General features: G+C 73.2%; 21 protein-coding genes. 9 read left to right on the top strand and 12 right to left on the bottom strand.

Annotated elements, in window-relative coordinates; all coding sequences use genetic code 11:
* Positions 1-11 precede the first annotated feature (11 nt).
* A complete protein-coding gene (locus tag ACPU2J_RS21425; protein WP_423833826.1) occupies positions 12-971 on the top strand; it encodes a GNAT family N-acetyltransferase in 960 nt (319 codons plus the stop codon).
* 53 nt (positions 972-1,024) lie between these two features.
* Here ACPU2J_RS21425 and msrA read toward each other — a convergent pair whose 3' ends face one another.
* The 4 genes from msrA to ACPU2J_RS21445 all read right to left on the bottom strand — a co-directional run bounded on the left by msrA (position 1,025) and on the right by ACPU2J_RS21445 (position 5,840).
* Complete coding sequence (gene msrA / locus ACPU2J_RS21430) at positions 1,025-1,693, bottom strand: peptide-methionine (S)-S-oxide reductase MsrA (protein WP_420079799.1); 669 nt, start codon at positions 1,691-1,693, stop codon at positions 1,025-1,027.
* A gap of 95 nt (positions 1,694-1,788) precedes the next feature.
* Entirely contained in the window at positions 1,789-2,943 is a 1,155-nt protein-coding gene (locus tag ACPU2J_RS21435) for a hypothetical protein (protein ID WP_423833827.1), read from the bottom strand.
* Entirely contained in the window at positions 2,940-4,544 is a 1,605-nt protein-coding gene (locus tag ACPU2J_RS21440) for a M48 family metalloprotease (protein WP_423833828.1), read from the bottom strand. The genes ACPU2J_RS21435 and ACPU2J_RS21440 overlap by 4 nt, the downstream gene beginning before the upstream one ends.
* Before the next feature lie 189 nt (positions 4,545-4,733).
* Entirely contained in the window at positions 4,734-5,840 is a 1,107-nt protein-coding gene (locus ACPU2J_RS21445; protein ID WP_423833829.1) for a hypothetical protein, read from the bottom strand.
* Between the two features lie 76 nt (positions 5,841-5,916).
* On the opposite strand from ACPU2J_RS21445, the gene ACPU2J_RS21450 reads away from it, so the two are divergent.
* The gene (locus ACPU2J_RS21450; RefSeq protein WP_420079795.1) at positions 5,917-7,077 is read left to right on the top strand and encodes a cystathionine gamma-synthase; all 1,161 of its coding nucleotides are present in this window, start codon (positions 5,917-5,919) and stop codon (positions 7,075-7,077) included.
* A 43-nt stretch (positions 7,078-7,120) separates the two neighbouring features.
* On the opposite strand, the gene ACPU2J_RS21455 is transcribed toward ACPU2J_RS21450, so the two are convergent.
* From ACPU2J_RS21455 to ACPU2J_RS21465, 3 genes are read right to left on the bottom strand one after another with little or no spacing between them, the layout of a single operon-like run.
* Positions 7,121-7,375 carry a hypothetical protein gene (locus ACPU2J_RS21455; protein ID WP_365069881.1) on the bottom strand — a complete coding sequence of 85 codons (255 nt, stop codon included), beginning with the start codon at positions 7,373-7,375 and terminating at the stop codon, positions 7,121-7,123.
* Positions 7,372-7,794 (bottom strand): sigma factor-like helix-turn-helix DNA-binding protein, encoded by a 423-nt coding sequence (locus ACPU2J_RS21460; protein WP_420079794.1) that lies wholly within the window; start codon positions 7,792-7,794, stop codon positions 7,372-7,374. The genes ACPU2J_RS21455 and ACPU2J_RS21460 overlap by 4 nt, the downstream gene beginning before the upstream one ends.
* 57 nt (positions 7,795-7,851) lie before the next feature.
* Entirely contained in the window at positions 7,852-8,373 is a 522-nt protein-coding gene (locus ACPU2J_RS21465; RefSeq protein ID WP_361590956.1) for a MarR family winged helix-turn-helix transcriptional regulator, read from the bottom strand.
* Positions 8,374-8,632: 259 nt separating this feature from the next.
* On the opposite strand from ACPU2J_RS21465, the gene ilvA reads away from it, so the two are divergent.
* The 3 genes from ilvA (at position 8,633) to ACPU2J_RS21480 (ending at position 11,883) form a co-directional block, all read left to right on the top strand.
* Positions 8,633-9,865, top strand: a complete 1,233-nt coding sequence (gene ilvA, locus ACPU2J_RS21470) for a threonine ammonia-lyase (protein ID WP_420079793.1) — start codon at positions 8,633-8,635, stop codon at positions 9,863-9,865.
* 150 nt (positions 9,866-10,015) lie between these two features.
* Positions 10,016-11,029, top strand: coding sequence for an ATP-binding cassette domain-containing protein (locus ACPU2J_RS21475; RefSeq protein WP_423833830.1), 1,014 nt, complete (start codon positions 10,016-10,018; stop codon positions 11,027-11,029).
* On the top strand, positions 11,026-11,883 hold the full coding sequence (locus ACPU2J_RS21480) for an ABC transporter permease (protein ID WP_420079791.1): 858 nt from the start codon (positions 11,026-11,028) through the stop codon (positions 11,881-11,883). Before ACPU2J_RS21475 ends, ACPU2J_RS21480 begins: the two co-directional genes overlap by 4 nt.
* A gap of 115 nt (positions 11,884-11,998) precedes the next feature.
* Here ACPU2J_RS21480 and greA read toward each other — a convergent pair whose 3' ends face one another.
* Together greA and ACPU2J_RS21490 are read right to left on the bottom strand one after the other, a co-directional pair.
* Positions 11,999-12,496 (bottom strand): transcription elongation factor GreA, encoded by a 498-nt coding sequence (gene greA, locus ACPU2J_RS21485; protein ID WP_361590771.1) that lies wholly within the window; start codon positions 12,494-12,496, stop codon positions 11,999-12,001.
* A 129-nt stretch (positions 12,497-12,625) separates the two neighbouring features.
* A complete protein-coding gene (locus tag ACPU2J_RS21490; protein ID WP_423833831.1) occupies positions 12,626-13,039 on the bottom strand; it encodes a DUF4307 domain-containing protein in 414 nt (137 codons plus the stop codon).
* A gap of 107 nt (positions 13,040-13,146) precedes the next feature.
* Between ACPU2J_RS21490 and mca the strand changes: the two genes are divergently transcribed.
* Together mca and ACPU2J_RS21500 are read left to right on the top strand one after the other, a co-directional pair.
* A complete protein-coding gene (mca, locus tag ACPU2J_RS21495) occupies positions 13,147-14,028 on the top strand; it encodes a mycothiol conjugate amidase Mca (RefSeq protein WP_361590767.1) in 882 nt (293 codons plus the stop codon).
* A 2-nt stretch (positions 14,029-14,030) separates the two neighbouring features.
* On the top strand, positions 14,031-14,261 hold the full coding sequence (locus tag ACPU2J_RS21500) for a hypothetical protein (protein WP_420079789.1): 231 nt from the start codon (positions 14,031-14,033) through the stop codon (positions 14,259-14,261).
* Between the two features lie 129 nt (positions 14,262-14,390).
* On the opposite strand, the gene ACPU2J_RS21505 is transcribed toward ACPU2J_RS21500, so the two are convergent.
* On the bottom strand, positions 14,391-17,696 hold the full coding sequence (locus tag ACPU2J_RS21505) for a tetratricopeptide repeat protein (RefSeq protein WP_423833832.1): 3,306 nt from the start codon (positions 17,694-17,696) through the stop codon (positions 14,391-14,393).
* Positions 17,697-17,876: 180 nt separating this feature from the next.
* A complete protein-coding gene (locus ACPU2J_RS21510) occupies positions 17,877-18,443 on the bottom strand; it encodes a Uma2 family endonuclease (RefSeq protein ID WP_423834992.1) in 567 nt (188 codons plus the stop codon).
* 151 nt (positions 18,444-18,594) lie between these two features.
* Between ACPU2J_RS21510 and ACPU2J_RS21515 the strand changes: the two genes are divergently transcribed.
* Positions 18,595-20,652 (top strand): thioredoxin domain-containing protein, encoded by a 2,058-nt coding sequence (locus ACPU2J_RS21515; RefSeq protein ID WP_423833833.1) that lies wholly within the window; start codon positions 18,595-18,597, stop codon positions 20,650-20,652.
* Positions 20,653-20,786: 134 nt separating this feature from the next.
* Here ACPU2J_RS21515 and trhA read toward each other — a convergent pair whose 3' ends face one another.
* Positions 20,787-21,527 (bottom strand): PAQR family membrane homeostasis protein TrhA, encoded by a 741-nt coding sequence (trhA, locus tag ACPU2J_RS21520; RefSeq protein WP_420079786.1) that lies wholly within the window; start codon positions 21,525-21,527, stop codon positions 20,787-20,789.
* A 211-nt stretch (positions 21,528-21,738) separates the two neighbouring features.
* Between trhA and ACPU2J_RS21525 the strand changes: the two genes are divergently transcribed.
* Positions 21,739-23,574, top strand: a complete 1,836-nt coding sequence (locus ACPU2J_RS21525; protein WP_420079785.1) for a phosphoenolpyruvate carboxykinase (GTP) — start codon at positions 21,739-21,741, stop codon at positions 23,572-23,574.
* Positions 23,575-23,615: the final 41 nt, after the last annotated feature.

Here is a 23,615-nt window from a genome sequence, read left to right on the forward strand (position 1 = left end):
GGGTCGGACCCATGAAGATCAACACCCTTGCGCTGCCCCTGTCCGGTCCGCAGGAGGACTCCTGGCACGCGGTGCTGACCGAGGCCGCCGCCGCGGACCTGCCCCGCCTGCCCGCCCCCTCCGGGGCCGAGGTCCGCGGACGCCTGCGCCTGCCGACCGCCCGCGGCCGGGCCGTGCTCTGGACTGCGGAGGGCGACGAGGGCGTGGCCTGCCTGATCCTGTTCTCGGACGAGAGCAACCGGCACGCGGCCTTCGTGGACGCGCTCACCGTCCGCCCGCGGGACCGCCGCAGGGGCGTCGGCACGGCCCTGTGGGAGCGGGTCCGCGAGGAGCTGGTGGCGGACGGCCGGACCTCCGTCGCGGCCATGGTGGACCTCGGCGGCCCGGGCCAGGCCTTCGCCGAGTCCCTCGGCTTCGAGAACGTCCTGCCGATGGGCTGGTACACGCTGGAGCTCCCGGCCGACGGCGCCGTCCCGGCCCCGGCCACGTCCGGCTACGAGATCCTCGTCTGGCGCGGCCTGGTGCCCGACGCCTGGGCCCAGGCCGCGGCGGACGCCCACACGGCCATGGAGGACGCGCCCAGCGGCGAGATGGACCAGCACATCGAACCCTGGACCCCGCAGCGCCTGCACGCCATGCAGCAGATCATCCTCGACCGCGGCGGCGAGATGACCACCGTCGCGGCCGTCACCCCGGCGGGCGAGGTGGCCGCGTACACGGAGCTCGTCCTCCCGGACCCCTCCGGGGCGCGCGCCCTCCAGTACGACACCGTGGTCCTGCCCCGCCACCGCGGCCGAGGCCTCGGCCGGGCCGTCAAGCTCCACATGGCGGCGGACGCCGCCCGCCGCCACCCGGAGCTGCGCCACATCGCCACGACCGTGGCCGACGAGAACACGCCCATGCGCACCGTGAACGAGTCCCTCGGCTACCGCAGGGAGCGCGGGACGGGCTACTTCCAGCTCAAGCTCTGACCCGGCGGCCCCCCGGCGCGGGAGCGGCCCCGGCGGCTCCGCTCCGGCCCCGGCTACTCCCCGGCCGCCGGGGCCACACCGATGGGGCAGGACACGCCCGTGCCGCCGATGCCGCAGTAGCCGCCGGGGTTCTTGTCCAGGTACTGCTGGTGGTACGCCTCCGCAGGCCAGAAGGGGCGCTCGGCGGCCGGCAGGACCGCCGTGGTGATCTTCCCGAAGCCCGAGGCGTCCAGGACCTGCTGGTAGGCCGCGCGCGAGGCCTCCGCCGCGGCCTGGTGGGCGGCGGAGTGGGTGTAGACGGCCGAGCGGTACTGGGTGCCGACGTCGTTGCCCTGCCGGAAGCCCTGCGTGGGGTCATGGGACTCCCAGAACAGCTTCAGCAGCGCCTCGTAGGACACCAGGGCCGGGTCGAAGACCACCCGGACCACCTCGGTGTGCCCGGTCAGCCCCGAGCAGACCTCGTCGTACGTCGGATTCTCGGTGTACCCGCCCTGGTAGCCCGCCAGCGTGGTCCACACCCCCGGGGTCTGCCAGAACTTGCGCTCCGCGCCCCAGAAACAGCCGAGGCCGAAGTCCGCCACCTCCAGGTGGGCGGGGTACGGGCCGGACAGCGGGTTGCCCAGGACGGTGTGCTTCTCCGGGACGGGGAACAGCGGCTCCGCGCGGCCCGTGAGGGCCTCCTCGCGGGTGGGCAGCTCGGGCGTGCGGCGGTACGAGAACATGGTTCGCCTCCTTCGGTACCCCCTCAACGGCGGCGGCCGGGCCGGGATTCCCCGACCCGGCCCCGGACCGCGCACGCCCTACCCGTCGTACGGGCTCAGTCGTCCGCGGTGACCAGCCCCACGGCGAAGTCACGCGCGTACAGGTACCGCTGCTTCGGGTTGCCCGAGTACGACCACGGCATGGCCCCGATGTACCCGTCGATGTACCGGAACTGCTCGACGGCCTCGGCGTCCCGGTCCTGCCAGAACAGCAGGAACGCCAGCATGTGCCGCATCAGCGGCGCCTGCGGGTGGTCGGCGCCGGCCGCCGCCAGGTCCGCGAGGGCGGCGTCCACGGCCGCCAGGATCTCCGGCTCCTTGAAGTACGTGTCGACCGACAGGTCCTCCTCGTACGTCTGCCGCTCGAAGTACGCCACCAGCGGCAGCAGCGACAGCAGCTCCCCGGGCCGGCCCGCGGCCGCCGACGCGCGGGCGAAGCCGAGCGCCAGGTCGTGCGAGCCGTGCCACTTGCGGCACCAGTACTGCAGGGCCGAGTAGTGCGCCCACAGGACCCGCGGCGCGCGCCGGGTGATCTCCTCCCACAGCTCCCGGTAGCGCTCGTGGGAGTAGCCCAGGCCGAAGGCGATGGGCTGCTCCACCATGTACGGCGTCGGGTCGGCGGGGTCTGCCAGCCGCTGCGCCTCATGGGTGTCCGCCTGGGCCTTCGCCAGCAGCTCGTGGAAGATCCGGAACTGCTCCTGCGTGGTGTGGCGCGACCCCTTCGAACCGCGGACGTTCCAGGCGACCTGCACCCCGGTGTCGGCGTTGACCAGCGCGGCCGTCGGGTCCCCGGGCCGGGCCGTCAGCCAGGCCAGCAGCCAGGCGTCGTCCTCGGCGGCCGCCTCGGCCAGCGGGCGCACCCGCTCCATGCGCTCCTGCCAGTCCTGCCCGGCCGCCTCGACGTAGGCGGCCGCGGTCTGCCAGTCGCCGGCCCGGGCGGCCTCCAGCACGGCGGCGCGCTCCGCGGGCACCGGTGCCGCGTTCTCGGTGTCGAGATCGGCCTCGGCGACGAAGCCCAGGGCGACGACGGCCGCCGCCTTCTCGGCCTCCTCCCTGGCTTCGGTCTCGGCCTCGACGGCCGTCGTACGGGCGTTCAGGGTCCCGATCTCGGCCTCCAGGGCCCGGGCCTTGCGGATGTAGTAGACGCCCCGCAGGAACCAGACGGCACCGGCGAGGAGGAGGACGCCGAACACGGCGAGGGCGATCATCACGGGGCGAGCACCAGCTTTCGGAGGGGTTCGGTGTCGGGCCGGTCGGCGACGGCCGCGTCCAGGGCGGGCCCCAGCCGGTCCTCGAAGTCCGCGACCGGGTAGAGCAGTTCGGGCGAGTCCGTCCAGGACATCCGCCAGCGGGCCGCGCCGTCGGCCGTCAGCTCGGCGGTGACCAGCCGGTCCAGGGCGCCACGCAGCACGGGACGGACGAACTCGCGGGCCGCGCGGCCGGTGGCGGCCGCCGCCTCCTCGGACTTCGGGAAGCGGTCGGCGACGCGCCAGCGCACCGCCGGATCGGCGTCGATCGCGTCCAGCAGGGCGGCCAGGCCGGGAGCGGCGACGGCGCCCTCCGCGGCGAAGGCCGCACGGATCTCCTCCGCCTCCCGGCCCGCGTCCAGGCTCAGGGCGGCGTGCACCAGGTCGTCCCAGTCGACCCGGGCCAGCGCGAGCGCGTCCGGGGTGAGGACGGCCCCTTCCAGCGCGGCCAGCGTCGCCGCGGCGTCGGACAGCAGGTCCAGCGCCGGGCGGGCGGGCAGGTCGGCGCGCCCGTCGTCGGGCAGGGCCTCGATGCGGGCCACGCGCTCGGCGAGCGGGGGGTGGGAGTCGTAGGGCGAGACCGGCTGCGTGGGCAGCTCCCGGCGCAGCGCCTCCAGCTCGGGCGTGCGCGCCTCCAGGAAGTGCCGCAGCCCGCCGAAGACCTCGCCCGGCCGGGGCAGCAGACCGGCCCGGACACCGAGGGTGGCGTAGGCGTCCATGTAGAACGCGTGCGCCTCGCCCAGGGCGTTCAGCTCGCGCAGCGCGGAGGCGGCCGCGTCGCGCCCGGCGACGCGGACGGAGGCGAGGTCCGCCTCCAGCTCCTGGCGGCGGGCGGTGGACCAGGTGGCCCGCAGGTAGAAGTTGCCGTAGGCCATGTAGACCCGGGCCATGGCCCGGTACATCACACCCTCGCCCGTGGTGTCGACGCCCTTGGCCTTTTTGCCCTTGGAGATCCGCTTCTCGTCGCGCTTCTCCTGCCGCGCGACCTCCTTGGCGACCTTCTTGGCGGCGCGTTCCTGGAAGTGGCCGACCGTACGGATCAGCTGGGCGCGCCCGCGGGCGATCAGCGGGGTGAGGCGGGTGTCGAAGTTCGCGTAGTGGCCCATCTCGTGGGCGAGCACGGCCCGCAGCTGCGCCTCGTCGAGGCCCGTCAGCACCGGCAGGCCGATGCACAGGCGACGGGTGCCGGGCAGCAGGCCGAGGAGGCGGGCGTCCTCGGAAACGCCCGCGTTCACCTCGGCGACGAGGACGATCTCGTCGGGGGCGCGGGTGCCGACCTGCGCCGCGGTCTCGCGGACGGCCTGCCACAGGAGCGGCTCCTGCGCGTCCGTGACGGTGATGCCGGCCGGCGGCTCGTCCCTCGGGGAGCGCAGCATGAACAGGCCGCGCACGATCGGGACCGCGAGGACGACGGAGACGAGCAGGACCTTGACGAGGGCCGGCCCGTGCAGTGTGCCGATCACGGCGTAGTCGATGCCGGCGAGCACCGCCAGCAGGATGACGCCGAGCAGGTAGAACCCTGCGAGCAGGACGAGCGCGCGCACGGCGCGCAGTGATGCGCCCATATGGACAGATCCCCCCACGGGATGGAAAAAGGTGCTGGAGCGGGTGGCGCGGGACCGCCCGCCGCCACCGCCGCATGATGCGGCCTGTGATCACTCACAGCAACCTTATTCCCGCAGGTCCCGCCCCCTTGCCCCGGGGCTCCCCCGGGGCTGCCCCCAGGGCTTCCCCCGGGGCGGTCCCGGCCGGGGTCAGTGCGGGAGCGTCGCCGGCGAGCCGCCGTTCGCCTCGTACCCCGCCACCGCCAGCGCCCGGTACACGGCGTACTGCGCCGCCGGGTCCTCGGCGGCCGACCACGGCAGCGCGCCCACGTAGCCGTCCACGTGCCGCACCTGCTCCATCGCCTCCGCCCAGCGCTCCATGTTCACCAGGAACATCAGCAGCAGGTGCCGTACGTGCGCCACCATCGGGTCGTCGGCGCGCGCCGAGTTCACCGCGTACAGCGCCCCGCCCACCGCGCGCGTCACGGCCTCGCTCCGGTGGAAGCCGCTGCTCAGGACCAGGTCGGGCAGGTTCTCGTACAGGGCGAACAGCGGCAGCGCCGCCAGCAGCGAACCCTGCGGCGCGCGCGCCGCCGCCGCGTGGGCGAAGGCGTCGGCCTTCTCGCGCGAGCCGTGCCACTTCGCGCCCCAGTAGTGCAGGGCGGCCAGGTGCGCACCCATGTGGTCCGGTGCCCGGTCGATGACCTCCGCCCACAGACGGTCGAAGTCGGCCTCCGGGTACGCGAGCCCCCGCGCGATCGCCAGCAGCGTGATGTACGGGACGGGATCCTGCGGCGACAGCAGCGCGGCCTTGCGGCAGGCCTCCCGCGCCTCCTCCAGGATGATCCGGTGGTCCTCGGAGCCGACGCCGCCCGAGTGCCGCCAGGCCTGCTGCACCAGCAGCTCCGCGTGCACCTGCGCGCCGCCCGCGTCCTGGTCGGCCTCCAGCCGCCACGCCTTCAGCCACGCCGCGCCCACCCCGGGCCGGGCCACGAGCTCCAGCGCCGCCGAGCCGCCGAACGCCTGCACGCGCTGCCAGCGCTGCTCACCCTCCCGCGGGGTCCCCGCGAGCAGCTGGGAGGCGGCCTGCCACTGCCCGGTGCGCTGCACGTTGTCGAGGGCGTCCATCAGGTCCTGGTCGGGGCCGGGGACCCGGATGTCGAGGTCCTCCTGCCGCTCGAACCCGTAGTTCGCGGGATCGGCCGCGTCGGGGCTGCCCGGGGCGACGAGGCGGATGCCGCCGCGCCTGCGCCTGAGGTACGGACCGACGACGAACACGATCATGAGCATCGCGAACAGGATCCACAGAATCTCCATGCCTCCAGCGAACCAGACGCAAGGGCCGACAGGCCAACAGGGGGGTGCACACCGGACCGGGGCATAGCATCTGACCATGAGCGACGACAGCCACGAGCACCAGAGCTTCGAGACCCGCGCGATCCACGCGGGCAACACCGCCGACCCGCTGACCGGCGCGGTCGTGCCCCCGATCTACCAGGTCTCCACCTACAAGCAGGACGGCGTCGGCGGCCTGCGCGGCGGTTACGAGTACAGCCGCAGCGCCAACCCGACCCGCACCGCCCTGGAGGAGAACCTCGCGGCGCTGGAGGGCGGCCGGCGCGGCCTCGCCTTCGCCTCCGGCCTGGCCGCCGAGGACTGCCTGCTGCGCACGCTGCTCTCCCCGGGCGACCACGTGGTCATCCCCAACGACGCCTACGGCGGCACCTTCCGCCTCTTCGCCAAGGTCGTCTCCCGCTGGGGCGTGGAGTGGTCGGTGGCCGACACCTCCGACGCCGAGTCCGTACGGGCGGCCCTCACCCCGAAGACGAAGGTCATCTGGGTCGAGACGCCCTCCAACCCGCTGCTCGGCATCACCGACATCGCCGTCGTCGCCGACATCGCGCGCTCGGCCGGCGCCCGGCTCGTCGTGGACAACACCTTCGCCTCGCCGTACCTCCAGCAGCCGCTGGCGCTGGGCGCGGACGTGGTCGTGCACTCGCTGACGAAGTACATGGGCGGGCACTCCGACGTGGTCGGCGGCGCGCTGGTCACCGCGGACGCCGCCCTGGGCGAGGAGCTCGCCTACCACCAGAACGCCATGGGCGCGGTGGCCGGGCCGTTCGACTCGTGGGTGGTGCTGCGCGGCATCAAGACCCTGGCCGTGCGCATGGACCGGCACGCGGAGAACGCCGCGAAGATCGTGGAGGTGCTCAAGCGGCACCCGAAGGTCACCAAGGTCCTCTACCCGGGCCTGCCCGAGCACCCCGGTCACGAGGTCGCCGCCAAGCAGATGCGCAACTTCGGCGGCATGGTGTCCTTCCAGGTCGCCGGCGGCGAGGAGGAGGCCGTGGCGGTCTGCGCCCGCACCAGGATCTTCACCCTGGCCGAGTCCCTGGGCGGCGTCGAGTCCCTCATCGAGCACCCGGGCCGCATGACGCACGCCTCGGTGGCCGGTTCGGCGCTGGAGGTCCCCGCGGACCTGATCCGCGTCTCCGTCGGCATCGAGAACGCCGACGACCTGATCGCGGACCTGACGCAGGCGCTGGGCCAGTAGCCCCGGACCCCGCCGGGCCCGGTGTGAGCCGGGTCCGGCGGGGCTACCAGCCTTCCAGCGGTGGGGAGATGCCGCTCGGCGGCCCCACCCAGGGGCGGGTCAGCGACGCCCAGACCACGAAGGCCACCGCGGCGGCGAAGAGCACGGCCCAGCCGAGCCGGCGCAGGGCCCGGCGGCGGCGCAGCAACCGGCCGCCGCGGGCCGCGGCGCCCGCCGCCAGCCCGGCCGGAACCACCGGGTACGGGCCCTCCAGTAACTGTCTGACCTGCGCTTCCTTCCGGTCCGGGATCCCGCTCACGCCGCCTCCCGGGACCGCAGCACGTGCACGGCCCGGTTGCACAGCACACGGACCCGCTCCACCGGCATCCCCAGCTGGGCGGCCACGACCTCCTCCGCGACGCCCTCGTAGAGCCGCAGGACGAGGACGAGCCGTTCGGCCGGGTTCAGCCGGGCCAGCACCCCGCTCCCGCCGTGGTGGCGCCAGCCGGTGCGGGCGAACGCCGCGCACAGCTCGTGGCGGGTGTAGTCGTAGGGGTCGTCGCGGCGCAGGCGCTGCCAGTTCGCGTACGCGCGGGCCAGTGCGCCCGCGAGCAGCCGCCGCGCCGCGTCCGGTTCCCCGGTGAGCAGGACCGCGACGTGCAGGAGCCGCCCCGCCGCCCCCGCGACGAAGGCCTCGAACTCCGCGTAGGAGCCAGCCTGTTGATCAACCGCCCGCATAGCCCACATAGTGCGGGCAGCGGGACCGCTCCGGTCAAGAGGACGGACGTACTCCGCTCAGGAGGCCGGATCGGCTTCGGCCACCGAGGCCATCAGCTCCGACAGCGACAGGTTGAAGCGGGTCAGCAGCCCGGTGAAGGACTCGCGCTCGTCCTCGCTCCAGCCCTCCGTCACCCGGGCCATCAGCTCGCGCCGCGAGGAACGCACCTCCTCCAGCCGCGCGAGGCCCCGCGGGGACAGCGCGAGGACCACGGCCCGCCCGTCCTCCGGGTGCGAGGTCCGCTTGACCAGACCGCTGTCGACCAGCGGCGCGACCTGCCGGGTCACGGTGGAGGAGTCGATGCCCATGCCGCCCGCGAGCGCCTTGACGCCCATCGGTCCCTCCAGGTCGAGCCGGTTCAGCAGGAGGTAGGCCGCGCGGTCCATCGAGTTGCGGGCCTGGCCCACGCCGCCCAGACGGGTCTGCTCGGCGCGACGGGCGAAGACCGCCACCTGGTGCTGGAGCGCGTCGAGGAGACCGGCACCGGCGGGCGATTCGGCCACCGTGGGCAGGTCGGAACTGGCCGGGGAGGAAGGCATGGCCATGGGCTCTCTTCGCGTGGGTCCGACAGGATGGGGGACAGAGTACGCGGCCCCGCCGCGCCCCGTCCGCCGCGTACGAGAACTGGTACGGCCCGCGCGGACGGCCGCCCGGCGGGCGTCCCGGATGGCGAGATCTCGCCCCTCGGGAGCCCGCGTCCGTGTCCGGGCCCGCGTCCGACGCCGACGCCGTTGCCGGGCGCGGGGGCCGCCGCCGGCGTCCGGGGCCGGGCGCGCGCCGGGCTGCGAGACTGGCGGCATGAACTACCGCGTGCCCGTGCCCGTCCCGCAGGTCATCCTCGACGACGTCCGGGGAGCCCAGAAGATGCTCTCCGGCGTCGCCCGGGTCACGCCCATGGAGGGCAGCCGGCACCTCTCCGCGCTCACCGGCGCCCCGGTGCACTTCAAGTGCGAGAACCTCCAGCGGACCGGCTCCTTCAAGCTCCGCGGCGCGTACGTGCGCATCGCCGGCCTGCGCCCCGAGCAGCGCGCCGCCGGTGTGGTGGCGGCCAGCGCCGGCAACCACGCCCAGGGCGTGGCGCTGGCCTCCTCGCTCCTCGGCGTCCGCTCCACCGTGTTCATGCCCGTCGGCGCCCCGCTGCCGAAGGTCGCCGCCACCCAGGAGTACGGCGCCGAGGTGCGGCTGCACGGCCAGGTCGTCGACGAGACCCTCGCCGCCGCCGAGGAGTACGCCGACCGCACCGGGGCGGTGTTCATCCACCCCTTCGACCACCGCGACATCATCGCGGGCCAGGGCACGGTGGGCCTGGAGATCCTGGAGCAGTGCCCCGAGGTGCGCACGATCCTCGTGGGCATCGGCGGCGGCGGCCTGGCCGCCGGCATCGCGGTCGCCGTCAAGGCCCTGCGCCCCGACGTGCGGATCGTCGGCGTGCAGGCGGCCGGCGCGGCCGCGTACCCGCCGTCCCTGCTCGTGGGGCACCCGGTGTCCATCGACGAGCCCGCCACGATGGCCGACGGCATCAAGGTCGGCCGGCCCGGCGACGTTCCCTTCAGAATCATCGGCGATCTTGTCGACGACGTCCGTACGGTGTCGGAGGACGCCCTCTCCAGCGCGCTGCTGCTGTGCCTGGAGCGGGCCAAGCTGGTCGTCGAGCCGGCCGGGTGCAGCACGGTGGCGGCGCTGCTGAGTGAACCCGAGCGGTACGGCGCCGGCCCGGTGGTCGCCGTCCTGTCCGGCGGGAACGTCGATCCGCTGCTGCTGCAGCGGATCCTGCGCCACGGCATGGCGGCCGCGGGCCGGTACCTGTCGCTGCGGCTGCGGGTGGCCGACCGCCCGGGCGCCCTGGCCGGACTCCTGGGGGTGTTGTCGGTGGTGGATGCGAACGTGCTGGACGTGAGCCATGTGCGCACGGACCCGCGCCTGGGGCTCACGGAGGTGGAGGTGGAGCTGCAGCTGGAGACCAAGGGGCCGGAGCACTGCGCGGAAGTCGCGCGTTCCCTGCACGGCGCGGGTTACAAGGTGATGAGCTAGACCGGTCCGACGGATCGGACCGCTGCGCGGACCGGCCCCGCCGTGTCACCCGTCCGGCCGAGCGCTGCCCGCCCGGCGCCCCTAGGATTTGCGGAGAAAAGCCCCGAACAGCTCGATTCAACCGGCCCCCTTCACCCTGGGAGAATCCACATGCCAGGCGCTATCCACGCCGAAGGTCTGGTGAAGACCTTCGGCGACGTACGGGCTCTGGACGGCGTGGACCTCGATGTCCCCGAAGGCACCGTCCTCGGTCTGCTCGGCCCCAACGGCGCGGGCAAGACCACGACCGTGCGCGTCCTGACCACCCTCCTGCGACCCGACAGCGGCAAGGCCGTCGTCGCGGGCATCGACGTCCTGAAGAACCCCAACGAAGTCCGCCGCTCCATAGGCCTGTCCGGCCAGTTCGCGGCCGTCGACGAATACCTGACCGGCCGGGAGAACCTCCAGATGGTCGGCCAGCTCTACCAGATGAAGGGCAGGGCGGCGAAGGCCCGGGCCACCGAGCTGCTCGAACGCTTCAACCTCTCCGACGCGGCCGACCGCACCGCCAAGACCTACTCCGGCGGCATGCGCAGACGCCTCGACCTCGCGGCCGCACTCGTCGTCAGCCCGCCCGTGATGTTCATGGACGAGCCGACCACCGGCCTCGACCCGCGCAACCGCCAGCAGTTGTGGGGCATCATCCAGGAGCTCGTCGCCGGCGGCACCACCCTGTTGCTGACCACCCAGTACCTGGAGGAGGCCGACCACCTCGCGCACGACATCTGCGTGGTCGACCAGGGCCGGGTCATCGCCCGCGGCACCTCCGACGAGCTCAAGGCCCGCACCGGGGGAGAGCGGGTCGAGGTGGTGGTCCACGAGCGCGACCGGATCGCCTCCGCCCGTGAGGTGCTCGCCGGCTTCGGCAAGGGCGAGACCACCGTCGAGGAGCACACCCGCAAGCTGACCGTGCCCGTCGCGGGCGGGGCCAAGCTGCTCGCCGAGGTCATCCGCGAACTGGACGGCCGGGGCATCGAGATCGACGACATCGGCCTGCGCCGGCCCACCCTCGACGACGTGTTCATCTCCCTGACCGGGCACGCGGCGGAGCTGGGGACCGAGGAGGAGGCCGGCGCCGGCGGGACGAAGGGCCGCAGGGCGGCCGGGAAGGAGGCGGTGAAGTGACCCTCACGACCCCGACCCGAGACCTCGCCGCACCGAGCCCGCGCGGCGGCGTCGTCCAAAGCGTCAGCGACTCCCTGGTGATCGCCAAGAGGAACCTGATCCGGATGTCCCGGATCCCCGAAATGATCATTTTCGGGGTCATCCAGCCGGTGATGTTCGTCGTCCTGTTCAGCTACGTCTTCGGCGGCTCCATCAGCGTAGGCGGCAGCACCTCGCCCGCCGCCTACCGCGAGTTCCTGATGGCCGGCATCTTCGCCCAGACCGTCACCTTCGCCACCGCGGGCGCCGGCGCGGGCATCGCGGACGACATGCACAAGGGCCTGATCGACCGCTTCCGCTCACTGCCCATGGCCCGCGGCGCGGTGCTGACCGGCCGGACCCTGGCCGACCTCGTCCAGACCACCCTGACCGTCATCGTCCTCGCGATCGTGGCCCTCCTGGTGGGCTGGCGCACCCACACGAGCTTCGGGGAGGTCCTCGCGGGCTTCGGCCTGCTGCTCCTGCTCGGCTACGCCTTCTCCTGGATCGGCGCGCTGATCGGCCTGTCGGTGCGCACCCCGGAGGCGGCGACCTCGGGCGGGCTGATCTGGCTCTTCCCGCTGACGTTCATCTCGAACGCCTTCGTCCCCTCCGAGAACATGCCGACCTTCCTGCGGACGATCGCGGAGTGGAACCCGTTCAGCGCCACCGTCCAGGCCTGCCGGGAGCTGTTCGGGAACCTCCCGCCCGGCTATCCGGTCCCGGACGCCTGGCCGATGCAGCACCCGGTGATCGCGTCGATCCTCTGGTCGCTGGTGATCATCGTGGTCTTCCGGACCCTGTCGGTGCGCAAGTACCGCTCGGCGACGGCCTGACCCCGGCGGCCCGGGGCGCGGCCCCGGGTCCGGCCCCGGTCCTCCGGGAACGCGCGATGCCCGGCCGGAGGATCCGGCCGGGCATCGGTGGTGAACAGGGGGTGATCGGTGGTGATCAGCCGGTGAAGGGCTTGACGTCGAGGATCTTGACCGAGGCGGTCTTGCCGTTCGGCAGCTCGTACTCGGCGTCCTCGCCGATCGCCTTGCCCAGCACGCCGGCGCCCAGCGGCGACTGCGGCGAGTAGGTCTCGAAGTCACCGGACGCGTACTCGCGGGACGCCAGGAGGAACTCCATGGTGTCGTCCTCGTCGCCGTCGAAGGCGATCGTGATGAGCGTGCCGGGGGCCACCACGCCGTCCGAGGCGGGAGCCGTCCCGACCTTGGCGTTCTCCAGGAGCTGCGTGAGCTGGCGGACCCGCAGCTCCTGCTTGCCCTGCTCCTCCTTCGCCGCGTGGTACCCGCCGTTCTCGCGCAGGTCGCCCTCCTCGCGGGCGGCTGCGATCTTGGTGGCGATCTCCGTGCGGGCGGGACCAGAGAGGTAGTCCAGCTCCGCCTTCAGCTGGTCGTACGCCGCCTGGGTCAGCCAGGTGACGCTTTCGCTCGTCTGGGTCACGGGTGCTCCTCGTCGGTACATGGGACTACATGCCCGCCTGCGGCGGACGAAACCACGAGCCTAACAATTCGGGAAGAAAAGGGGGAGGACCCCTGAGTCTCAATGCCCCGCGGCGCACGCGTCCAAGCGTCAGCGCGAAGAGGCCGCCGGCTGGCATCCCACCAGCTCGATCATGGTGGCGCGGCCGGTGGTCCTCAGCGACACGACCTCGTCCACCCGCGACTCCGCCTGGGGGAAGGTGAAGTCGGCGCGGCCCACCTCGGCGTGTTCCTCGTCCTGCGAGCTCATGGTGCAGACGCCGGTGACCGAGGCGTCCTTGCGGACCTCCAGGTGCACCTTCACCTCGGTGTCCGAAATCACCTGGAACTTGATCACTTCGGCACTCACGCTCTGGCCCGCGACGTAGTCCCAGCCGATCCAGCCGATCAGCCCCAGCATGCCCGCACCCAGCACGGATCCGATGATCTTGAGCTTCCGGTCCGTACGCTCGTCCGCCGACCGGCCGTACCGGCCCTCGGGCAGTCCCTCGCGTACCGCGCTCATGATCGTTTCCTCTCGCTGGGGAGGTCGGGTCACCCCTGGAATTTTCCGTCCCCCAGTTCGGTCACTATAGAAGCCGAGTGTCGCGCCGATTCGCAGAGGATCCTGTTTTGACCGAGCAGCTTCGACTGATGGCCGTCCACGCCCACCCCGACGACGAGTCGAGCAAGGGCGCGGCCACGATGGCCAAGTACGTGTCCGAGGGGATCCCGGTGATGGTCGTCACCTGCACCGGTGGCGAGCGGGGCTCGGTGCTGAACCCCAAGCTCCAGGGCGACAAGTACATCGAGGAGAACATCCACGAGGTCCGCGCCCGCGAGATGGACGAGGCGCGCGAGATCCTCGGCGTCGAGCAGGAGTGGCTGGGCTACGTCGACTCCGGCCTCCCGGAGGGCGACCCGCTGCCGCCGCTGCCCGAGGGCTGCTTCGCCCTCGCGGACGTCCACGAGGCGGCCGGCGAGCTCGTCAAGAAGATCCGCGCCTTCAAGCCGCAGGTGGTCACCACCTACGACGAGAACGGCGGGTACCCGCACCCCGACCACATCATGACCCACAAGATCACGATGGTGGCCTTCGACGGCGCGGCCGACACCGAGAAGTTCCCCGAGGCCGAGTTCGGCCCCGCCCACCAGCCGCAGAAGCTCTACTACAACCAGGGCTTCAACAAGCCGCGGACCATCGCCCTGCACGAGGCGATGCTCTCGCGCGGCATGGAGTCGCCCTACGGCGAGTGGCTGGAGCGGTGGAAGGAGTTCGAGCGCAAGGAGCGGACCCTCACCACGCACATCCCGTGCGCGGACTTCTTCGAGATCCGTGACAAGGCGCTCATCGCGCACGCCACGCAGATCGACCCGGACGGCGGCTGGTTCCGCGTCCCGATGGACCTCCAGAAGGAGGTCTGGCCCACCGAGGAGTACGAGCTCGCGAAGTCGCTCGTCGACACCTCCCTCCCCGAGTCCGACCTCTTCGCGGGCATCCGGGAGAATGCGTAGCTATGAGCGCTACGCAGGCAGCACTGACCCAGCTCCTCCCGCTGGCGGGTGACACCTTCGACAAGAACAAGGTGACGCCCGGCGTCCTGGGCTTCATCGTGTTCGCGGTCCTCGCCATCGGCGTGTGGGCCCTGATGAAGTCCATGAACCGCCACATGGGACGGGTGAACTTCGAGGAGGCCCCGGAGCCCGGCCCGGCCGGCGCCGCCCCCGCGGCGGACCGGACCCCGTAGCGCCGGGGCGGCCCCCGGCCGCCTCACCGGCTCCCGCTCACCGCCTCCCCGCCGACCGCGGCGGGGAGGCCGGCTGCGCATGCCCGGCCCGTCACCGGGCCGGGTCCCGCGCCGGGGCCGGGTCCCGCGTCAGGGGCGGGGGACCCCCATGACCTCACGGGAGTGGAGGTCCGGCACCAGGCCCAGACGCCAGGCCTGCCAGCCCTCGACCGGGTCCACGCCCCGCCCCAGCACCACCCCGTACGTCTCCAGGCAGTCCTCCAGCCTGCGGTCGCGCGCCGGGTGCCGCGCCTGCGCGAGCCGCGCCAGCTCCGCCCGCGCCTCCTCCGTGACCCCCGGCCCGCCCGGCCCCGCGTACGGCAGCAGCGTGCACCGCAGGAAGCGCGCCCAGTCCTCCCCGCGCCGGTCCCCGTACGACACGAACAGCCGGACCGCCTCCTCGCACAGGCCGAGCGCCTGCGAGAGCCGCCCGTTGCCCGCGTCCACCACCGCCAGCTCCAGGCAGGTCCACGCCTCGCCGTGCGCCAGCCCGATCCGCTGGAAGTCGGCCCGGGCGTCCACCAGCAGCTGCCGGGCGAAGCCGGAGTTGCGCAGGTTCCCCGTCCGGGCCGCCCGCTGGTCGCGCGTCACCCGGCCCGAGTGGTGCCGCGCGTGCGCCAGCCCGTACACGTCCCGCATCCGCGAGAACATCGTCCGCGCCCGCTCCAGCTCCCGGACGGCCTCGTCACGCTCCCCGCTCACCTCCAGCGCCTGACCCAGGTAGTACTGCGTCCACGCCTCGCCCCGCGCGTCCTCCGCCTCCCGGTGCCGCAACAGGGCCTCCCGCAGCCGTTCCACCGCCGGCCCCGCGTCCCCGTCCACCACCCGGGCGCGGCCCAGCTGCGTCAGGGCCCACGCCTCCCCGCGGTCGTCACGGGTGCGCCCGTACAGGTGCAGGGCCTGCTCCAGCTCCTCCTCCGCCCGCGCCACGTCCCCGAAACGCAGGTGCACCTGGCCCAGCTGGAAGTGCGCCCACGCCTCGCCGTGCACGCTCTCGTTCTCCCGGTGCAGCGCCAGCGAGGTCTCCAGCAGCCGCGCCGCCTCCGCCAGGTGCGCCAGGTCCCGTTCCACCGCCGCCAGCGCGTGCAGCCCCCAGGCCCGGTCGCCCGCCAGCTCCGGCGGCTCCTGCAGCACCAGCGCCTCCCGGATGCGGACGGCCGCCTCGGGGAGGTTGCCCTGGTGGTGCAGCGTGATGCCGAGCGAGACCAGGGCCATCGCCGCCCCCGCCTCCTGGCGCGCCTCCATGTACTGGTCCACCACCGAGGTCAGCGTGGTGCGCGCCTTGTCCAGCTCGCCCAGCTGACGCGCGGCGATACCCGTACGCCACTGCACCGAACGCGCCAGCCTCCCCTTCGGCCCCGCCTGCCCCTGGCGTCCGGCCTCCACGGCGCGGGTGAGCTCGTCGATCTCCCCGAGCCGGTACAGGTCGCCGCGCAGCAGGCAGAAGTCGCACAGCGCCCCCAGCAGGTCCAGCACCGCCTGCTGGTCCACGTCCTCCGCGTGCCGCAGCGCCGCCGTGATGAAGCTCGACTCGTCGTCCAGCCAGCGCAGCGCGGCGTCCAGCGAGGTGAAGCCGTGGCCCCCGAACTGGTTCGCGCGCGTCGACATCTTCCCGTCGACCATCCGGATCACCGAGTCCGCGAGCTGCGCGTAGGTCCGGATCAGCCGCTCCAGCGCCGCCGCCGACTCCGCCCGGTCCCCGTCCGCCGCGAGCCGGGCCGCCGCGTACGCCCGCACCTCGTCGTGCATCCGGAAGCGCTGCCCCCGGACCCGCTCGATCAGTCCCGCCTCCCACAGCTCCTCCAGCGTCCGCAGCGCCGCCTGCTCCGGTACGTCCGCCAGCGCGGCCGCGGCGGCCCCGCCCAGGGAGGCCCGCCCGGCCAGCGGCAGCCGCCGCAGCAGCAGCCGCGCCGGCTCGGCCAGCCGGGTGGAGGCGGCCCGCAGCGCCGCCTCCACCGGATGCGCGGCCCCGCCGGCGACGTAACCCCCGCCGGGCACGCCGCCGTCCGGCACCAGCGGCGCCAGCATCCGCAGGGCGAGCGGCAGCCCGCCGCTCAGCTGCACCACCGAGGCCACGGCGGGGGAGTCCTCCGGGCCCGCGCCGGTGCCGGACGCCGCACCGGCCGCCGCCCCCGGGCCGGCCACCCGCAGCAGCTCCGCCGACTCCGCCGCGTCCAGCCGCTCCACCGGCAGCTGGTGCACCCACGCCGGCAGGTCCGCCGGGAGCTCCAGCGGCTCGCGCGCCGTCACCAGCACCAGGCTCTCGGAACGCTCCGGCACCAGCGTCCGCACCTGCTCCGCGTCCACCGCGTCGTCCAGCAGCACCGTCACCGGCAGCCCCCGCAGGTGCTGGTGGTACAACTCGCCGAGCCGCCGCACCTGCTGCTCCGCCGTCGCGCCCTCCCGGAACAGCAACTGCTCCCGGGGTGCGCCCAGCCGGTTCATCAGGTGCAGCAGGGCCTCCCGCGTCGACAGCGGCGCCTCCCCGGCCTCGCCCGTCTCCGGCACGGTCGAGCCGCCCCGCAGGTCCACCACGCACGCGCCCCGGAACTGGTCCCGCAGCGCGTGCGCCGCCCGCAGCGCCAGCGCCGTCCGCCCCACCCCCGGCTCGCCGTACAGCACCACGACCACCGGGCGGGTCTCCGTACTCGCCCGCGCCGCCTGCACCCACTGCGCGATCCGCGTCAGCTCCGCCCGCCGCCCCGCGAACCGGCCCGCCGAGTCCGGCAGTTGCCCGAACGACTGCTCCAGCGCACTGCGCCGCCGCGCCTCCGCGCTGCGGTCCGCGCCGCGCAACTGCGGCGGCGTCCGCGCGAGGGAGACGGACACCCCCGCGCGCGGCGCCCGCGCCGCGGCCGCCACCGCACGCTGCTGCTCCAGGAACGGGCGTATCCCCCGCACCTCCAGCGCCGTCAGCCACTGCAGCTTCAACTGCTCGGCACCGCCCGGCCTGCCCAGCTCCCCGGCCCGCCGGTTCGCCGCCGGCAGGTGCGTCGCCGTCACCTTCACCACCGTGGCCACGGCCCCGGCGATTCCCACCACCGCCCCGGCGGTCAGTGCCGTACCGGCCGCGACACCGAGCGACAGGTCCGCGCCCACGGCGGCCGCCGCCGCGACCGCCGTGACCAGGGCCGCCGTGGAGGTGTTCCCGCGCCGGAAGGCCTCCCCGAGCGACTGCTCCCCGGCCGCGGCCTCGTCCAGGGCCCGCACGTACGCCTCGTACTCCGGGGCCGCGCCCGCCGCGAGCGAGTCCAGCAGCTCCCGGCCGCGCGCCAGGAGCACCGCCCTCTCCACCCCGGTGCCGGTGGCGTCCGGCCCGCCCGACCCGCGCCGGACGGCCTCGTCCACAGCCCGCACCAACAGGCGCTCGGCCTCACCGCGATGGCTGTCCCGCATCGGCATCCCCTCAGAGAGCTCCGGCAACGTGCCCCAAGTGTCCTGCGGCACCGCCCCGGACGCGAGGGAATCTGAGCTACTTCAGAGGAAGCCGCCGCCTCCACAGCAGGCCGGACCGAACCGCCAACTCGCCTTGGCTACAGTCCTCATGACGCGCCAACGGGTACGCCTTCCCGTCCCCTACGAGGTCGCGAGATCGACCGTGACGGAGAACGGTGCGGTGGCCTTCACCGTGCCGGTGAACAACTCGCCGTCCCTGTACGCCTTGGTGGCCGGGTCGAGGACGTACGTGTAGACGATCGGGACACCGGTGGCGGCCTGCTCGACCCGCCAGTAGAAGGGGATGCCGGCCTTGGCGTACTGGTCCACCTTCACGATCCGGTCGGTGGTCTCCGAACCGGGCGCCACGACCTCGACGACCAGGAGCACGTGCTCGGGGCGGGTGGGCGTGGTGTCGATGGTCTGCGCGCGGTAGACGATGACGTCGGGACGGCGGTTGGTGAGCGGAACGTCCTGCAGACGGACGTCGAAGTCCGTGTCGGCGTTCCAGTCCGCGCCCGCGGCGGCGTCCAGGGCGTTGGCCAGGAGGCGAGTCAGCCTGTTGTGCCGCTTGGAGGCGCGCGGGCTCACGACGACCATCCCGTCCACGATCTCGATGCCGGCGCACTGCTCCTCGGACCAGGACTCGTACTGCTCCGTGCTGATCTGCGTGTGCATCCACGCGGGCGCCACCATGTGGGCGGTCAGGGTGAGCCTCCTTCGAGGGCCTCGGCCGTTCGGTACTGCCGGCCCCAGCGTACTGTCCGCGGCCGCATCGGGCCCCGGAACCGCAACCGGAACGGGGGCCGGGGCCGTGCCGGGCCCGCGGAGGGGCAGGGGCACCGCATAGATTGGCCGCATGCCGAATCGCCTCGCGAACGAGACCTCGCCGTACCTGCTCCAGCACGCCGACAACCCCGTCGACTGGTGGCCCTGGTCGCCGGAGGCCTTCGCGGAGGCGCGGGAGCGGGGGGTGCCCGTGCTGCTGAGCGTGGGGTATTCGTCCTGCCACTGGTGCCACGTCCTCGCCGGCGAGTCCTTCGAGGACGAGCGGGTCGCCGCCTACATGAACGAACACTTCGTCAACGTGAAGGTGGACCGCGAGGAGCGCCCCGACGTCGACGCCGTCTACATGGAAGCCGTGCAGGCGGCCACCGGGCAGGGCGGCTGGCCGATGACCGTCTTCCTCACCGCCGACGCCGAACCCTTCTACTTCGGCACCTACTTCCCGCCGGAGCCCCGGCACGGCATGCCCTCCTTCACGCAGGTCCTCGAAGGCGTGCGCGCGGCCTGGGTGGACCGGCCCGAGGAGGTGGCCGAGGTCGCGCAGAAGATCGTGCGGGACCTCGCCGGGCGCCAGCTCGACTACGGCAAGGCCGGAACCCCCGGGCCCGAGGAGCTCGCGCAGGCGCTGCTCGGGCTGACGCGGGAGTACGACGCCACGCACGGCGGCTTCGGCGGCGCGCCCAAGTTCCCGCCGTCCATGGTGCTGGAGTTCCTGCTGCGCCACCACGCCCGCACCGGGGCCGAGGGCGCCCTGCAGATGGCCGCCGACACCTGCGAGGCGATGGCCCGCGGCGGGATCTACGACCAGCTCGGGGGCGGTTTCGCACGCTACTCCGTGGACCGCGAGTGGGTCGTCCCGCACTTCGAGAAGATGCTGTACGACAACGCCCTGCTCTGCCGGGTCTACGCCCACCTCTGGCGGGCCACCGGGTCCGATCTGGCGCGGCGGGTGGCGCTGGAGACCGCCGACTTCATGGTGCGGGAGCTGCGCACCGCGCAGGGCGGGTTCGCCTCCGCGCTGGACGCCGACAGCGAGGACCCGCTGACCGGGGAGCATGTGGAGGGTGCCTACTACGCCTGGACCCCGGCGCAGTTGCGGGAGGTGCTCGGGGAGGCCGACGGGGACCTCGCCGCCGGCTGGTTCGGGGTGACCGAGGAGGGCACCTTCGAGCACGGCACGTCCGTGCTGCGGCTGCCCCAGGACGGTCCCGTGGCCGAGGCCGGGAAGTTCGCCGAGGTCAGGGCCCGGCTGCTGGCCGCTCGCGATCGCCGTCCGGCGCCGGGCCGGGACGACAAGGTCGTCGCCGCCTGGAACGGCCTGGCGGTGGCCGCGCTCGCCGAGTGCGGGGCGTACTTCGAGCGCCCCGACCTGGTGGAGCGGGCGACGGAGGCCGCGGACCTGCTGGTGCGCGTGCACTTCGACGCGACCGGCGGCCGGGTGCGGCTCGCCCGGACCAGCAAGGACGGCCGGGCCGGGGCGAACGCCGGGGTCCTGGAGGATTACGGGGACGTCGCGGAGGGCTTCCTCGCGCTGGCCGCCGTCACCGGCGAGGGCGTCTGGCTGGAGTTCGCCGGTTTCCTCCTGGACCTGGTCCTGGACCGCTTCACGGCCGAGGACGGGACGCTGTACGACACGGCGCACGACGCGGAGCGGTTGATCCGCCGGCCGCAGGACCCGACGGACACCGCCGCCCCGTCGGGGTGGACGGCCGCCGCGGGCGCGCTGCTCTCGTACGCGGCGCACACCGGCTCCGAGGCCCACCGGACGGCTGCGGAGCGGGCCCTCGGGGTGGTGCACGCGCTCGGTCCGCGGGTGCCGCGGTTCATCGGGCACGGGCTGGCGGTCGCGGAGGCGCTCCTCGACGGGCCGCGCGAGGTCGCGGTCGTCGGCAGTCCCGGGGATCCGGCGCTGGCCGCGCTGCACCGTACGGCGCTGCTGGGGACCGCCCCCGGCGCGGTGGTGGCGGTCGGTCCGCCGGGGGCCGCGGACGGCGGGGAGTTCCCGCTGCTGGCCGGGCGCACGCTGGTGGAGGACCGGCCGGCGGCGTACGTGTGCCGGCACTTCGTGTGCGCGCGTCCCACGACGGATCCGGCCGCGCTGGCGGACGAGCTCGGGACGGCCCGCGCCTGAGCCGGCCCGCCCCGACAGCGACCGAGGGGCCCGTCCGCGCGGTGCGGAGGGGCTCCTCGCGGCGGACAGGCTCCCCGGTGCGTACGGGCCCCCTGGGTGCGGACGGACCGCTCCGTGTTCGGCCCCGTGCCGCGTCAGTGCTGGTAGGCGGCGATCGAGATGCCGACGTAGTGGGCCACGAAGGCCACGAGGGTCAGGGAGTGGAAGACCTCGTGGAAGCCGAAGAACCGCGGTGAGGGGTTCGGCCGCTTCATGCCGTAGATGACCCCGCCGACGCTGTAGAGCAGACCGCCGACGATCACCAGCACCAGGACGGCGATGCCGCCGGTGCGCATGAAGTCGGGGAGGAAGAAGACGGCCGCCCACCCCATCGCGATGTAGCAGGGCGTGTAGAGCCAGCGCGGGGCGCCGACCCAGAAGACGCGGAAGGCGATCCCGGCCGCCGCGGCGAGCCACACCGCCCACAGCAGGGTCCGGCCGGTGGAGGGCGGGAGCAGCAGCACGGTCAGCGGGGTGTAGGTGCCCGCGATGATCAGGAAGATGTTGGCGTGGTCGAGGCGCCGCAGGACGGCCTCGCCGCGCGGACCCCACGTACCGCGGTGGTAGACGGCGCTCACTCCGAAGAGCAGGCAGGCCGTGAGGATGTAGACCCCGCAGGCCACCCGGGCCCGGGTCGAGTCGGTGAAGGCCATCAGGGCCAGCCCGGCGACGATCACGGCGGGGAACATGCCGAGGTGGAGCCAGCCGCGCAGCAGCGGCTTGGCCTCGATGGCGGACTCGACGGCCTCCGCGGCCTGGACGACCGGGGAGGTGCCGGAGGCCGCTGCGGCCTCGGCGGCGGGGACGGCGGCGGCGTCAGAAGTCATGCGCGCCATGCTACCTACGGGTCCGTAGGTAGCCGGTGGTGCTCTTTACGGAAGATTGACGGACGTGGCAATGCTCACGTGAGAGGCCCTCTGGACATATGCGCACATCCACCGGATGATCAGATGAGTGCGGTCGACACCGGATGAGCGGAGCGCGAAGCGTCCGGGTCGCAGCCCCCACGGGGCCAACACCAAACAAACCCCTCAACAAGGAGCAATCGTGGCGCGCGAGAACGCGGCTCCCACCAGCACGACCCTTCCGACCAAGCACGACGCCCTGATCTCCTGGGTGGACGAGATCGCAGCCCTCACCCAGCCGGACCGTGTCGTCTGGTGCGACGGCTCCGAGGCCGAGTACGAGCTCCTGTGCGAGGAGCTCGTCGCGAAGGGAACGTTCAAGAAGCTCGACGAGAGCAAGCGCCCGAACTCGTACTACGCCGCCTCCGACCCCTCCGACGTCGCGCGCGTCGAGGACCGGACCTTCATCTGCTCCGAGAAGGAGGAGGACGCGGGCCCCACGAACCACTGGAAGGCCCCGGCCGAGATGAAGGAGATCTTCGCCGGCGAGCAGGGGATCTTCCGCGGCTCCATGAAGGGCCGCACGATGTACGTCGTGCCCTTCTGCATGGGCCCCCTCGGCTCCGAGCTCTCCGCGATCGGCGTCGAGATCACCGACTCCGCCTACGTCGCGGTCGCCATGCGCACCATGACCCGCATGGGCCAGGCCGTCCTCGACGAGCTCGGCACCGACGGGTTCTTCGTCAAGGCCGTCCACACCCTCGGCGCCCCGCTCGCCGACGGCCAGGCCGACGTGCCGTGGCCCTGCAACACCACCAAGTACATCTCGCACTTCCCGGAGACCCGCGAGATCTGGTCCTTCGGATCCGGCTACGGCGGCAACGCCCTCCTCGGCAAGAAGTGCTACGCCCTGCGCATCGCGTCCGTCATGGCCCGCGACGAGGGCTGGCTCGCCGAGCACATGCTGATCCTCAAGCTCACCCCGCCGGCCGGCGAGGGCGAGACGAAGTACGTCGCGGCCGCCTTCCCGTCCGCGTGCGGCAAGACCAACCTCGCCATGCTGGAGCCCACGATCCCCGGCTGGACGGTCGAGACCATCGGCGACGACATCGCCTGGATGCGCTTCGGCGAGGACGGCCGCCTCTACGCGATCAACCCCGAGGCCGGCTTCTTCGGCGTCGCCCCCGGCACCGGCGAGCACACCAACGCCAACGCCATGAAGACCATGTACGCGAACACCGTCTTCACCAACGTCGCGCTCACCGACGACGGCGACGTCTGGTGGGAGGGCATGACCGAAGAGGCGCCCGCCCACCTGGTCGACTGGAAGGGCAACGACTGGACTCCGGACTCGGAGACCCCCGCCGCCCACCCCAACGCCCGCTTCGCCGTCCCGGCGTCCCAGTGCCCGACGATCGCCCCCGAGTGGGAGGACCCCAAGGGCGTCCCGGTCTCCGCGATCCTCTTCGGCGGCCGCCGCGCCTCCGCCGTCCCGCTGGTCACCGAGTCCTTCGACTGGAACCACGGCGTCTTCATCGGCTCGAACATCGCCTCCGAGAAGACCGCCGCCGCCGAGGGCAAGGTCGGCGAACTGCGCCGCGACCCCTTCGCCATGCTGCCGTTCTGCGGCTACAACATGGGCGACTACATGGCCCACTGGGTCAAGGTCGCCGCGGACAAGGACCAGTCCAAGCTCCCGAAGATCTACTACGTGAACTGGTTCCGCAAGAACGACGCGGGCAAGTTCGTGTGGCCCGGCTTCGGTGAGAACAGCCGCGTCCTGAAGTGGATCGTCGGCCGCCTCGACGGCACCGCCGAGGGCACCGAGACCCCCATCGGCATCCTGCCGACCAAGGACTCCCTCGACCTCGACGGCCTCGACCTCCCGGCCGAGGACCTCGACTTCCTCCTCACCGTGGACAAGGAGGTCTGGCGCGAGGAGGCCGCCCTGGTCCCCGAGCACCTCAACACCTACGGCGACCACACGCCGAAGGAGCTGTGGGACCAGTACCACGCGCTCGTCGAGCGCCTCGGCTGAGCGCCTGAGCCGTAGCACGCCCTGAAGAAGGGCCTATGAAC

The organism is Streptomyces manipurensis, assembly GCF_049570255.1.
Lineage (GTDB): Bacteria > Actinomycetota > Actinomycetes > Streptomycetales > Streptomycetaceae > Streptomyces > Streptomyces manipurensis.